11 protein-coding genes are annotated in these 12,549 nt (G+C 58.8%); 7 read left to right on the top strand and 4 right to left on the bottom strand.

The window, feature by feature from the left end; genetic code table 11:
- Window positions 1-56: 56 nt before the first annotated feature.
- Entirely contained in the window at window positions 57-1,451 is a 1,395-nt protein-coding gene (locus PSH64_RS21905; protein ID WP_105343111.1) for a class II fumarate hydratase, read from the bottom strand.
- A gap of 191 nt (window positions 1,452-1,642) precedes the next feature.
- On the opposite strand from PSH64_RS21905, the gene PSH64_RS21900 reads away from it, so the two are divergent.
- The 7 genes from PSH64_RS21900 (at window position 1,643) to PSH64_RS21870 (ending at window position 9,488) form a co-directional block, all read left to right on the top strand.
- Window positions 1,643-2,173, top strand: coding sequence for a DUF2059 domain-containing protein (locus PSH64_RS21900; RefSeq protein WP_105343113.1), 531 nt, complete (start codon window positions 1,643-1,645; stop codon window positions 2,171-2,173).
- A 12-nt stretch (window positions 2,174-2,185) separates the two neighbouring features.
- Complete coding sequence (locus PSH64_RS21895) at window positions 2,186-2,485, top strand: BolA family transcriptional regulator (protein WP_305478667.1); 300 nt, start codon at window positions 2,186-2,188, stop codon at window positions 2,483-2,485.
- A gap of 102 nt (window positions 2,486-2,587) precedes the next feature.
- Complete coding sequence (locus tag PSH64_RS21890) at window positions 2,588-3,529, top strand: rhodanese-related sulfurtransferase (protein WP_105343115.1); 942 nt, start codon at window positions 2,588-2,590, stop codon at window positions 3,527-3,529.
- A gap of 36 nt (window positions 3,530-3,565) precedes the next feature.
- On the top strand, window positions 3,566-4,168 hold the full coding sequence (locus PSH64_RS21885; RefSeq protein WP_181150669.1) for a DsbA family protein: 603 nt from the start codon (window positions 3,566-3,568) through the stop codon (window positions 4,166-4,168).
- A complete protein-coding gene (locus tag PSH64_RS21880) occupies window positions 4,161-5,987 on the top strand; it encodes an ABC transporter ATP-binding protein (protein WP_305478666.1) in 1,827 nt (608 codons plus the stop codon). The genes PSH64_RS21885 and PSH64_RS21880 overlap by 8 nt, the downstream gene beginning before the upstream one ends.
- Window positions 5,988-6,189: 202 nt before the next feature.
- Complete coding sequence (locus tag PSH64_RS21875; RefSeq protein WP_305478665.1) at window positions 6,190-8,649, top strand: EAL domain-containing protein; 2,460 nt, start codon at window positions 6,190-6,192, stop codon at window positions 8,647-8,649.
- A 77-nt stretch (window positions 8,650-8,726) separates the two neighbouring features.
- Window positions 8,727-9,488: a TenA family transcriptional regulator gene (locus tag PSH64_RS21870; RefSeq protein WP_370694454.1), complete on the top strand. Its 762-nt coding sequence runs from the start codon at window positions 8,727-8,729 to the stop codon at window positions 9,486-9,488.
- 140 nt (window positions 9,489-9,628) lie between these two features.
- On the opposite strand, the gene PSH64_RS21865 is transcribed toward PSH64_RS21870, so the two are convergent.
- The 3 genes from PSH64_RS21865 to mupP form a co-directional block, all read right to left on the bottom strand.
- Window positions 9,629-10,555 carry a GGDEF domain-containing protein gene (locus tag PSH64_RS21865; RefSeq protein WP_105343124.1) on the bottom strand — a complete coding sequence of 309 codons (927 nt, stop codon included), beginning with the start codon at window positions 10,553-10,555 and terminating at the stop codon, window positions 9,629-9,631.
- A gap of 374 nt (window positions 10,556-10,929) precedes the next feature.
- The gene (locus PSH64_RS21860) at window positions 10,930-11,670 is read right to left on the bottom strand and encodes a YciK family oxidoreductase (protein ID WP_105343126.1); all 741 of its coding nucleotides are present in this window, start codon (window positions 11,668-11,670) and stop codon (window positions 10,930-10,932) included.
- 207 nt (window positions 11,671-11,877) lie between these two features.
- Window positions 11,878-12,549 (bottom strand): N-acetylmuramic acid 6-phosphate phosphatase MupP, encoded by a 672-nt coding sequence (mupP, locus tag PSH64_RS21855; RefSeq protein ID WP_305478664.1) that lies wholly within the window; start codon window positions 12,547-12,549, stop codon window positions 11,878-11,880.

The following is a 12,549-nucleotide window of genomic DNA, read 5'->3' as shown; positions in this document are numbered from 1 at the left end:
CGGAACCTGTGGGAGCGGGCTTGCCCGCGAAGACTGACTGTCAGCCGCCGCAAGTCTCAGCCCTTGGCACCCGCCTCCAGCATATTCTCCGGCCGCACCCACGCATCGAACTCTTCATTGGTCAGATACCCCAGCTGCAACGCCGCCTCGCGCAGGGTCAGCCCCTCGCTGTATGCCTTCTTGGCAATTTCCGCCGATTTGTCGTAGCCGATATGCGGATTCAGTGCCGTCACCAGCATCAAGCCTCGTTCCAGATGCTCGGCCATTTTCTCTGCATCCGGTTCCAGCCCGGCAATGCAATGCTGCTGGAAGTTGCTGCAGCCATCGCCCAGCAAGCGGATCGATTGCAGCAGGTTGTGGATGATCACCGGTTTGAACACGTTCAATTGCAGGTGCCCCTGACTGGCGGCAAAACCGATGGCGACGTCATTGCCCAACACCTGGCAGGCCAGCATCGACAGGGCTTCGCACTGAGTCGGGTTGACCTTGCCGGGCATGATCGAGCTGCCCGGCTCGTTGGCCGGCAGTTTCACTTCGGCAAGCCCGCCTCGTGGCCCGGAGCCCAGCAGGCGCAGGTCGTTGGCGATTTTCATCAAGGTCACGGCGAGGGTTTTCAGGGCGCCGGACAGGGTGACCAATGGCTCGTGGCCGGCCAGAGCGGCGAATTTGTTGTGGGCGGTGACGAATGGCAGGCCGGAGAGGGCGGCCAGTTCGGCGGCGATCGCTTCGCCAAAACCGTGGGGCGAATTCAACCCGGTGCCGACCGCGGTGCCGCCCTGGGCCAGTTCACAGACCGCCGGCAGCGCGCTGCGGATCGCCCGTTCGGCGTAATCCAGTTGTGCGATGAACGCCGAGAGTTCCTGCCCGAAAGTGATCGGCGTGGCGTCCATCATGTGGGTACGACCGGTCTTGACCAGTTTCATATGCCGCGCTGACAGCTCCGCCAGCCCACCAGACAGCTCTCCGATCGCCGGCAGCAAATGCTGCTGCACCGCCTGAGCCGTCGCGATGTGCATGGCCGTGGGGAAGCAGTCGTTGGAGCTCTGGGAGCGATTGACGTGATCGTTGGGGTGCACCGGGCTCTTGCCGCCGCGCGGGTTGCCGGCCAGTTCGTTGGCGCGACCGGCGATCACTTCGTTGACGTTCATGTTGCTCTGGGTGCCGCTGCCGGTCTGCCACACCACCAGCGGGAACTGGTCGTCGTGGTCGCCGTCGAGCACTTCGTCGGCGGCTTGCTCGATCAGGCGGGCGATGTCGGCGGGCAGGTCGCCATTGCGATCGTTGACGCGCGCCGCGGCTTTCTTGATCAGGGCCAGGGCATGCAGCACCGCCAGCGGCATGCGTTCGTTGCCGATGGCGAAATTAATCAGCGAGCGTTGCGTCTGAGCGCCCCAGTAAGCGTCATCCGGGACTTCCACCTGGCCCAGGCTGTCGGTTTCGATACGGCTCATCATGCACACTCCTGTAGGTCTGATAGCGCAGTTTAGGCCCTGATCGCCTCTTGTGGTTCCATCAGTCTGGAATTTGACCGTTCAACCCCTCTAAATCAGGCGCGACAAGGCTTGGGGTTGAGCGACACACTTTTTTAGGTGCAGAATGGTCGCCCTTGAGGTTTACCTCGCCTGCTAGAAAAGGAAACTCGATGACTCGTCTTCGTGCCATCTGTACCGCGGTTGCACTGGTTTGCGCCAGCGGCCAGGTTTTTGCCGATACCGCCAGCCACAACGCCAGTGCCGAAGCTTTCCTGACCCTGGCGCACGCTGACAAATTGGGCACTCCGGTGTACATGCAAGTGCAGCAAATGTTCGCTCAGCGCTTTGAACAGACCAAAGCCCCGGAATCGAAAAAAGCCCTGCTGGAAACCTACCAGGCCAAGGCCAACGCAGCTCTGGACGCAGCCATTGGCTGGAACAAGCTGAAGCCGGACATGGTCAAGCTCTACACCACCAACTTCAGCGAATCCGAGCTCAAGGATCTGGTGGCGTTCTACCAGTCGCCATTGGGCAAGAAAGTCCTGGAAAAAATGCCGCAGCTGACTCAGCAATCGGCCCAGATGACTCAAGCCAAGCTGGAAAGCGCAGTGCCTGTGGTCAACAAACTGCTGGCTGATATGACTAACGAGCTGGATCCTAAAGCCGGCGCCACTGCTCCTGCAGCCAAGAAAAAGCCTTAAGCGGAGCCGGGTATGACCATGCAACAACGCATCGAATCAACGCTGGGGCTACTACAGCCCGAGTACCTGCAAGTGCTGGATGAAAGCCACATGCACAGCCGTGGGTTGCAGACCCACTTCAAGGCAGTGGTGGTGAGCCGGCAGTTCGAAGGCCTCAATCGCGTCAAGCGTCACCAGAAGGTGTACGGCACTTTGGGCGAACTGATGGGCGAGTTCCATGCGTTGGCGCTGCATACCTACACGCCGGAAGAATGGGCACAGATCGACGCGGCTCCGGCCTCGCCGACCTGTGCTGGCGGCAGCAAGCATTAAGCATCGGTTTTTTGCTAGAATCCGCAACGCGCCGCTCACCCGGCGCGTTTTTTTTCGCATCCGGTTCACCCCTTACGAGGGTAGCCACCTGGAGAATCACCCATGACACAACAGATTGTCGTGGCGGCACTGTATAAGTTCGTCACCCTGGAAAATTACGTTGATCTGCGCGAGCCGCTGCTGCAAGCGATGATCGACAACGGCATCAAAGGCACGCTGCTGATCGCCGAAGAAGGCATCAACGGCACCGTGTCGGGCAGCCGCGAAGGCATCGACGGGCTGATGGCCTGGCTCAAGAACGATCCGCGCATGGACGACATCGACCACAAAGAGTCGTACTGCGACGAACAACCGTTCTACCGCACCAAAGTCAAACTCAAGAAAGAAATCGTCACCCTCGGCGTTGAAGGCGTGGACCCGAACAAAAAGGTCGGCACCTATGTGGATCCGCAGAACTGGAACGCGCTGATCAGCGATCCGGAAGTATTGCTGATCGACACCCGCAACGACTATGAGGTCTCGATCGGTACCTTCGAAGGCGCCATCGATCCGAAGACCACCAGTTTTCGCGAATTCCCCGACTACATCAAAGCCAACTTCGACCCGGCCGTGCACAAGAAAGTCGCGATGTTCTGCACCGGTGGCATTCGCTGCGAGAAGGCTTCCAGCTACATGCTCAGCCAGGGTTTCGACGAGGTCTATCACCTCAAGGGCGGCATTCTGAAGTACCTCGAAGAGGTGCCGCAGGAAGAAACCAAATGGCAGGGCGACTGCTTCGTGTTCGATAACCGCGTGACCGTTCGTCACGATCTCAGCGAAGGCGACTACGATCAATGTCATGCCTGTCGTACGCCTGTCAGCGTGCAAGACCGTGCATCCGAGCACTACGTGGCCGGCATCAGTTGCCCGCATTGCTGGGATAAGCTGAGCGAGAAAACCCGTCGCAGTGCCATCGATCGACAGAAGCAGATCGAACTGGCCAAGGCGCGCAACATGCCGCACCCGATCGGTTACAACTACAAGCAATCCGCTTCCGAGGCTTGAACCATGTCTGCACGCCTGCTCTATGTGATGGATCCGATGTGTTCCTGGTGCTGGGGCTTCGCTCCGGTAGCCAAAGCGCTGGTTGAGCAGGCGCAGGCGGCAGGTGTGGAGTTGCATCTGGTGGTGGGTGGTTTGCGCACCGGCAGTGGCGCGGCGTTGGAGCCGACCACCCGGCGCTACATCCTTGAGCACTGGCAGGCGGTTCACGAGGCCACCGGCCAACCGTTCAAGTTTGAAGGCGCGTTGCCCGACGGGTTTGTCTACGACACCGAGCCTGCCTGTCGGGCCCTGGTGACGGCGCGAAGCCTGGCACCGGATTGCGCCTGGACATTGCTCGGGTTGATCCAGCATGCGTTCTACGCCGAAGGTCGCGACGTCACCCACGCCAGCGTGCTGGTGGAGCTGGCGGAGCAGGCCGGTTTGCCGCGCATCGAGTTTGCCGCCGCGTTCGACCGCGCCGATCAGCACGCAGCGACCGCCGCCGATTTCACTTGGGTCCAGGACTTGGGCATTGCCGGTTTTCCGACCTTGCTGGCTGAGCGTGATGGTCAATTGGCGCTGCTGACCAATGGTTACCAGCCCTTGAGTGAGTTGTCACCGTTGCTCGGCCGCTGGCTGGAGCGCGCTGCCTGTGCATGATCTGCCCGATGATGCAGCAGCTCCCAAACGTGTCGATCGGCTGAGCTGGGCGGAAATCCGTCGTCTGGCCCTTCACCATAAAAAATCCCTGTGGATCGCCAACGGCGTAGCGGTATTGGCAACGCTGTGCAGCGTGCCGATCCCGTTGCTGTTGCCGTTGCTGGTGGACGAAGTGCTGCTGGGTCATGGCGATGCTGCGCTGAAAATCATGAACCACGCGCTGCCCGACGTCTGGCAGAAAGCGGCGGGTTACATTGGTCTGATGCTGCTGGTGACCCTGGCGTTGCGCTGTGCTGCGTTGTTGTTCAACGTGGTGCAGGCGAAATTGTTTGCGGCGCTGGCCAAGGACATCGTGTACCGGATTCGGGTGCGGCTGATCGAACGGCTCAAACGTATCTCGCTGGGCGAATACGAAAGCCTGGGCAGCGGCACGGTGACCACGCACCTGGTCACCGACCTGGACACGCTGGATAAATTCGTCGGCGAAACCCTCAGTCGTTTCCTCGTGGCGATGCTGACACTGGTGGGCACTGCGTCCATTCTGATGTGGATGCACTGGAAGCTCGCGCTGCTGATTCTGCTGTTCAACCCGCTGGTGATTTACGCCACGGTGCAGTTGGGCAAGCGGGTCAAACATCTGAAGAAACTCGAGAACGACAGCACCTCGCGCTTCACCCAGGCATTGACTGAAACCCTGGACGCCATTCAGGAAGTACGCGCCGGTAACCGGCAGGGCTTTTTCCTCGGGCGGCTGGGCCAGCGTGCGCGTGAAGTGCGCGATTACGCAGTGAGCTCGCAGTGGAAAACCGATGCATCGAACCGGGCCAGCGGTTTGCTGTTCCAGTTCGGCATCGATATTTTCCGTGCCGCGGCCATGCTCACCGTGCTGTTTTCCGACCTGTCCATCGGCCAGATGCTGGCGGTGTTCAGCTACCTGTGGTTCATGATCGGTCCGGTGGAGCAACTGCTCAATCTGCAGTACGCCTTTTACGCCGCCGGCGGTGCGCTGTCGCGGATCAACGAGTTACTGGCCCGTGCCGACGAGCCGCAATACACCGGCACTGTCGATCCGTTTCAGGGGCGCGACACGGTGGGTATCGAAGTTCAGGGGTTGAGTTTCGGCTACGGCGACGAGTTGGTGCTGAACCAAATGAACCTGTCGATTGCCCCCGGGGAAAAAGTCGCGATTGTCGGCGCCAGCGGGGGTGGCAAAAGTACCCTGGTGCAGTTGCTGCTGGGCTTGTACACGCCGCTGGCCGGGACCATCCGTTTCGGTGGTTCGACTCAGCAAGAGATCGGCCTGGAAACCGTGCGCGAAAATGTCGCCGTGGTCCTGCAACATCCCGCCCTGTTCAACGACACCGTGCGGGCCAACCTGACCATGGGCCGCGAACGCAGCGACGAGGCCTGCTGGCAGGCATTGGAAGTCGCTCAACTGCACCACACAGTGCGTGAAATGCCCAATGGTCTGGACAGTATTGTCGGGCGCTCCGGCGTGCGTTTATCCGGCGGCCAGCGCCAACGCCTGGCGATTGCCCGAATGGTGCTGGCCGAGCCCAAGGTGGTGATCCTCGACGAGGCCACGTCCGCACTGGATGCCGCCACCGAATACAACCTGCACCAGGCGCTGGCGCGGTTCTTGAGCAACCGCACCACGCTGATCATTGCGCACAGGTTGTCGGCCGTGAAGCAGGCTGACCGGGTGCTGGTATTCGATGGCGGGCAGGTTGCCGAAGACGGCGACCATCAGCAGTTGATTGCCGAGGGTGGTTTGTACGCCAAGCTTTATGGGCATTTGCAGCAAATTCAACGACCTTGAACTTCGTAAGGTTTTCTGTGCTTAGTATTTGAACTGTCCCGGAGGACATTCAATACTGGCGGTTTCGTGCCTTGTCTGGCCATGCAATCGGTTCGTAGTGGTGTGCCCGACCATTCGAAGTGTCGAAAATTAGCCTAGTCTGTGCTGTCAGGTGCGGGATTTATTCGGGTGTTCATCCGGCGGTGCTTATGCAAGGGACCTCATGAAGCAAAAACGGACTCTCGGAACACCGCGGTTGTTGGGCATCGTCTGGCCATTTATCGCCGTTGTATTGTTTCAGGCGCTGTTGGGCGGCGTCAGTCTGTACGTTCTTTCCGCGGTTCGCGGCTACGTCGGCGGTGAAAGCCTGTGGTCCAAGGGCCAGAAAGACGCAATCTATTACCTCAATCTCTACGCCGACAGTCGCGACGAGACGATTTTTCTCAAATACCAGAAAGCGATTGCCGTGCCTCAGGGTGGCCATGAGTTGCGTCTGGCGCTGGATCATCAACCACCGAATATCGAAGCTGCGCGGCTTGCGATTCTCAAGGGCGGCAATCACCCGGACGACGTCCCCAGCCTGATTTGGCTGTACCTCAATTTCCGGCACTTCAGCTACCTAGAAAAAGCCATCGGCCTGTGGACGATCGGTGACGCCTACCTGGTGCAACTCGATGATGTCGCCCAAGAGATGCATCAGCGCATTGTCGAAAATCAGGCCACCGATGCCGACATCAAGCGCTGGAAGGCGCAGATCCTAGGCATCAACGATGGCGTGACGCCTCCCGCGAAAGCGTTCAGCGATGCCTTGGGCGAAGGCTCACGCATGATTCTCCGGTTGCTGCTGGTGACGAACCTCGCCACCGCGCTGGGCCTGATCGTGCTGGCCTTGCTGCGTACCCATAAACTGCTCAAGCAACGCCATGCCTTTGCCGATGCCTTGCAGTTGGAGAAAGACCGGGCACAGATCACTCTGCAATCGATTGGCGACGGGGTGATCACCACGGACGTCGAGGGTGCGATCGCCTTTATGAATCCGGCCGCCGAGGCCTTGACTCACTGGAAAGCCGAGCAAGCAACAGGGTTGCCCTTGGCGGCGCTGTTCAATCTGCTGGACGAGAATGCTCAGGCCGACGGTTTTACCTTGATCGAGCACATTTTGAGCGGCCAGCTCAGCGGCGGCAGCGAACATTCGAAACTGATCCAGCGTCTGGATGGCAGCACGGTCTCGGTCACGCTGGTCGGCGCGCCGATCAGCAACGCGGGCAAGGTCAGTGGCACGGTGCTTGTGCTGCATGACATGACCCAGGAGCGGCAGTACATCGCCAATCTGTCCTGGCAGGCGACCCATGACGCTTTGACCGGGCTGGCCAACCGCCGTGAATTCGAATATCGCCTCGAGCAGGCGTTACATAACCTGACGCGACAGGGGGGGCGTCACGCCTTGATGTTCCTCGATCTGGATCAATTCAAGCTGGTCAATGACACCTGCGGTCATGCGGCGGGCGACGAGTTGCTGCGGCATATTTGTGCGTTGTTGCAATCCGGTTTGCGCGAAGGCGACACCCTGGCCCGATTAGGTGGCGACGAGTTCGGCATTCTGCTGGAGAACTGTGGGCCGGAAGCGGCCGAGAAAATCGCCGAAGGCCTGCGCAAGACCGTACAAAACCTGCACTTTGTCTGGAAAGGCCGTCCGTTCGTGACCACCGTGAGCATCGGGCTGGTGCATGTGAACCAGAGTCCGGCCACGCTCGAAGCTTCGCTGCGTGCCGCTGACATGGCCTGTTATATGGCCAAGGAAAAGGGCCGCAACCGGGTTCAGGTCTACCACGCCGATGACTCGGAGCTGTCCCTGCGCTTTGGCGAGATGGCTTGGGTGCAGCGCCTGCACATGGCTTTGGAAGAAGACCGCTTCTGCCTGTACGCCCAGGAAATCGCGCCCCTGGGGCCTGGCGAACGAGGGGGTGGGCATATTGAAATCCTGCTGCGCCTGCATGACGAAGCCGGGCGCATGATTCTGCCGGACAGTTTCATTCCAGCCGCCGAGCGTTATGGTTTGATGACATCGCTTGATCGCTGGGTAGTGGAGAACGTTTTCAAAGTCATTGCCCAAGCCATCGCGCAAGAGCGCGAAGGACCGCTGGCCATGTGTGCGATAAATCTGTCAGGTATTACTATCGGAGATGAGGCGTTTCTGGACTTTCTTCGTGAACAATTTGTTGCGTATTCAATTCCACCTGAAATGATTTGTTTTGAAATTACAGAAACCAGTGCAATTTCCAATTTGTCGAGCGCAATTAGATTTATCAATGAACTCAAAGGTTTAGGTTGTCACTTTTCACTGGATGACTTCTGCGCCGGGATGTCCTCATTCGCTTACTTGAAACATTTACCTGTAGACTTCCTGAAGATCGACGGGAGTTTCGTAAAGGATATGCTGGACGACCCGATTAACCGCGCCATGGTCGAAGTGATCAACCACATCGGGCATGTCATGGGTAAGCGCACGATTGCAGAGTTCGTTGAAACACCTCAGATCGAGCAGGCATTGCTGGAGATCGGGGTGGATTACGCTCAAGGGTATGTGATTGAACGCCCGCATCTGTTTACCTGCGATAGTTTGCAAAGTCGTCCTGCCAGGCCCCTTCCTTTGTTGTTCAAGGCGCCTGGCACGTTCCGTTGAAATCTCTTGTTGATCTGAAAATCACAATCAAAAGGAGCGCGACAGTGATCGACACATTCAACCGAACCGGACCACTCATGGAAGCTGCAAGTTATCCCGCCTGGGCTCAGCAATTGATTCAGGATTGCAGTGAGAGCAAGCGCCGGGTTGTCGGACACGAACTGTACCAGCGCATGCGCGATAACAAGCTCAGCGCAAAAACCATGCGTCAGTACCTTATTGGTGGCTGGCCTGTGGTCGAACAGTTCGCGTTATATATGGCACAGAACCTGACCAAGACCCGATTTGCCCGCCATCCTGGCGAAGACATGGCGCGTCGCTGGCTGATGCGCAACATTCGCGTCGAATTGAACCATGCCGATTATTGGGTGCACTGGAGTCGTGCTCACGGTGTCAGCCTGGAAGATCTGCAAGCGCAAAAGGTAGCCCCTGAACTTCATGCCTTGAGCCACTGGTGCTGGCACACCAGTTCGTCGGACTCGCTGATCGTGGCCATCGCCGCCACCAACTACGCCATCGAAGGTGCCACCGGGGAGTGGTCGGCACTGGTCTGCTCCAATGGCGTCTACGCGGCCTCGTTCCCCGAGGAAGATCGCAAGCGAGCGATGAAGTGGTTGAAGATGCACGCCCAGTATGACGATGCCCATCCTTGGGAAGCGCTGGAAATCATCTGCAGCCTGGCGGGCATGAACCCGAGCAAATCCCTGCAAATGGAATTGCGCCAGGCGGTCTGCAAAAGTTACGACTACATGTACCTGTTCCTGGAACGTTGCATGCAGTTGGAGCTGGCAGGAAAGGCCCCGGTAGTCCGTGAGCGGATGGCATTGGCTGAAAGCTGATCCTCTGAAAGCAACACCAACCAAATGTGGGAGCGGGCTTGCTCGCGAAAGCGGCTTAACATTCATAAGAGAGGCTGAATGTCAGACCGCTTTCGCGAGCAAGCCCGCTCCCACACTGGTTATGCAGCGTTGCTGAAATATCAGCCCGCCATCGCCAATCGGTTACGCCCCTCGCGTTTGGCCACATACAGCGCACTGTCGGCCCGTCGCAACAGGCTCTCGGCGGATTCGCCGGGCAGCAGGGTCGAGCAACCCAGGCTGACCGTCAGTTCGATGGCCTTGCCTTCGGCCACATAGTCCTGCGCCTGCGCAGCAAACCGCAGCCGCTCACCGACCATGGCCGCGGCTTCCCGGTTGGTGTTGGACAGCAGGATCATAAATTCTTCGCCACCAAACCGGAACACCATGTCCACGTTACGCAACTGGCTTTTGATTGAGGCTGCGACGGCTTTGAGCACTTCATCGCCGGCACTGTGTCCGTAGGTGTCATTGATCTGTTTGAAGTGATCGATGTCCAGCATCAGCAGCGACAGGGGTTGCGAGTGGCGGCGCGACATCTCGATTTCCCGCTGTAGCGTTTGATCCATCGCGATGCGATTGCCGGTGTCGGTCAGCGGGTCGCGCAAGGCGCTTTGGGTGGCGGCACGGTAGAGCAGGGCGTTGCGCATCGGGTAGAGAAGCGTTGATAACAGCGACTCCAGGTGGCCTTGCTCTTCATCGCTGAAACGCTGATTGCGACGGAATACCAGTTCACCCAATTGCTCGCCTTCATGACTGAGGCTGTAGCTGATTGAATGATGACCCCGCTGGCCGAACTGCAGGCGCAAGTCGCTGGGCTGATGCTCATAATTCAAGGCGTCCAGCGGTACCAGGTGTTGAATTTCGCGGAAGAAAAGTCCGAGGATGCGTTGCGGCTCAAGACTGGTTTGCAGTTGCAGACCAAGCTCCTGACGCAACTGCGCAAGGCTGAAGGGCCGCTCCAGAAGGGTAGGCTGCTGACCAAAGCCCAGGCGCTGCAATTTGGCGCTGTCGAAGTCAATTGCGTTGGTCTGGGAAGGTGATTTCATATGGCGTGAGCCCCTAAGCAGTAAGGCTGTCTTACAGGCTGGGTGAGAGCGGCTTTGGGCTGCGCGTCATACTGGTCCATCAGTCCCGTAGGACGTATGGCACGAGTTTAGTCCGCTTTGCCGAAGATTAGTAACCTCTCGGCTCAAGCTCCGCTCCGTCTGCTTTCACACGGCGTGTCTGAGCAAAATTAGAGCGAAAGTCATGCCATTCGGTTCAGTCGGATAAAAATCGTTCTAAATCAAATGGCTGGATGACTAGGTGAGGGGTGCCACTGGAAGTGGTGACATTTGTTTGACTTGAAACAGCGGTGCTTATCATTGGTTTTGTGTGCCGCGACGGGAAGTCGTCGCGGCGCAAAAGCGACGCACGGGCATTACTGCGCGTTGAACGCCTGGCCATTGATGCCGGTACTGTCCGGACCCATCAGGTAAAGGTAGACCGGCATGATTTCCTCGGGTGTCGGGTTATTCAGCGGGTTTTCGCCTGGATAGGCTTGAGCGCGCATGCTGGTGCGGGTAGCGCCGGGGTTGATGCTGTTGGAGCGCACCGGAGCCACGGTGTCTACTTCGTCAGCCAGGGTTTGCATCAGGCCTTCGGTCGCGAACTTGGAGACACCATAAGCGCCCCAATACGCACGCCCCTTGCGCCCGACGCTGCTGGAGGTGAACACCACCGAGGCGTCCTGCGACAGCTTGAGCAGCGGCAGCAGGGTGCTGGTGAGCATGAACGTGGCATTGACGTTGACATGCATGACGCGCATGAAATTCTCGCCGGACAACTGCTCGATCGGCGTGCGCGGGCCGATGATCGACGCGTTGTGCAGCAAGCCGTCGAGGTGGCCGAACTCGGTTTCGATCATGGCTGCCAGTTCATCGTATTGATGGGGCAGGGCGGTTTCCAGATTGAACGGAATCACGACCGGTTGTGGATGCCCGGCCGCTTCGATTTCGTCGTAGACCTGAGTCAGATTGGCTTCGGTCTTGCCCAGCAACAGTACGGTGGCACCATGGGCGGCATAGGTTTTTGCAGCGGCGGCGCCGATGCCGCGACCAGCGCCGGTGACCAGGATGACCCGGTCCTTGAGCAATTCGGGACGGGCGGAATAATCAAACATAGAAAACCTCACAACAATTCAACGTAGGCATGCATCGCATCTGTGACAAGAGCGCTTATTGTGGCGAGGGGGCTTGCCCCCGTTGGGTCGCGAAGCGGCCCTCCATTCGCTACCTTCAGCCAGACCGTGTTCTCTGGATTTACGACTGCTTCGCAGCCGAACGGGGGCAAGCCCCCTCGCCACAAATGCTTCCTGTTGCCAGTCAGATCAGCAACTGCACAAAGCGCTATCCAGCACCTGGCGCAACTCCAGCGGATGATCGACCACCACATCCGCGCCCCAATGCCGAGGATTATCGTCCGGATGAATATAGCCATAGGTCACGGCAGCCGTTCTGGTGCCGGCATCACGGCCAGACTCGATATCGCGCAGGTCATCGCCGACAAACAGCACGCTGGCCGGGTCCAGATCGAGCATCTTGCACGCCAGGATCAACGGCTCCGGGTCCGGTTTGCTGTTCTTCACATGATCCGGGCAGATCAACAGTGCCGAACGTTCGGCCAGCCCCAGTTGCTGCATGATCGGCTCGGCGAAGCGCAGCGGTTTGTTGGTGACCACGCCCCAGATCAGGTTGGCCTTCTCGATGTCGGCCAGCAATTCGCCCATGCCGTCGAAGAGCTTGCTGTGCACCGCGCAACCTTTGACATAGCGCTCCAGAAATTCCAGGCGCAGCTCTTCGAAGCCTGGCGATTCCGGGTCCATGGAAAAGGTCACGGCGACCATCGCCTTGGCGCCGCCGGAAATCTCGTCGCGGATGTGCTTGTCGTTCATCGGCGGCAAACCACGCTCAGCGCGCATCGCCTGGCAGATGGCGATGAAGTCCGGGGCGGTGTCGAGCAGGGTGCCGTCCATGTCGAAGAGAACTGCTCTGATACGCAT

Origin of the sequence: Pseudomonas sp. FP1742 (assembly GCF_030687145.1) — a bacterium.
GTDB classification, from domain to species: Bacteria; Pseudomonadota; Gammaproteobacteria; order Pseudomonadales; family Pseudomonadaceae; genus Aquipseudomonas; species Aquipseudomonas frederiksbergensis_D.
Note: the sequence above shows the minus strand (reverse complement) of the source record. Positions and strands in the feature narration are given on the sequence as shown.

Bases quoted from the DNA above. Each gene is read 5' to 3' on its own strand.
- PSH64_RS21905 (WP_105343111.1), bottom strand. From the start codon at position 1,451: ATGAGCCGTATCGAAACCGACAGCCTGGGCCAGGTGGAAGTCCCGGAT.
- PSH64_RS21885 (WP_181150669.1), top strand. From the start codon at position 3,566: ATGTGTTCCTGGTGCTGGGGCTTCGCTCCGGTAGCCAAAGCGCTGGTT.
- PSH64_RS21865 (WP_105343124.1), bottom strand. From the start codon at position 10,555: ATGAAATCACCTTCCCAGACCAACGCAATTGACTTCGACAGCGCCAAA.
- mupP (WP_305478664.1), bottom strand. From the start codon at position 12,549: ATGCGTATCAGAGCAGTTCTCTTCGACATGGACGGCACCCTGCTCGAC.
- PSH64_RS21875 (WP_305478665.1), top strand. From the start codon at position 6,190: ATGAAGCAAAAACGGACTCTCGGAACACCGCGGTTGTTGGGCATCGTC.
- PSH64_RS21900 (WP_105343113.1), top strand. From the start codon at position 1,643: ATGACTCGTCTTCGTGCCATCTGTACCGCGGTTGCACTGGTTTGCGCC.
- PSH64_RS21890 (WP_105343115.1), top strand. From the start codon at position 2,588: ATGACACAACAGATTGTCGTGGCGGCACTGTATAAGTTCGTCACCCTG.
- PSH64_RS21895 (WP_305478667.1), top strand. From the start codon at position 2,186: ATGACCATGCAACAACGCATCGAATCAACGCTGGGGCTACTACAGCCC.
- PSH64_RS21860 (WP_105343126.1), bottom strand. From the start codon at position 11,670: ATGTTTGATTATTCCGCCCGTCCCGAATTGCTCAAGGACCGGGTCATC.
- PSH64_RS21870 (WP_370694454.1), top strand. From the start codon at position 8,727: ATGGAAGCTGCAAGTTATCCCGCCTGGGCTCAGCAATTGATTCAGGAT.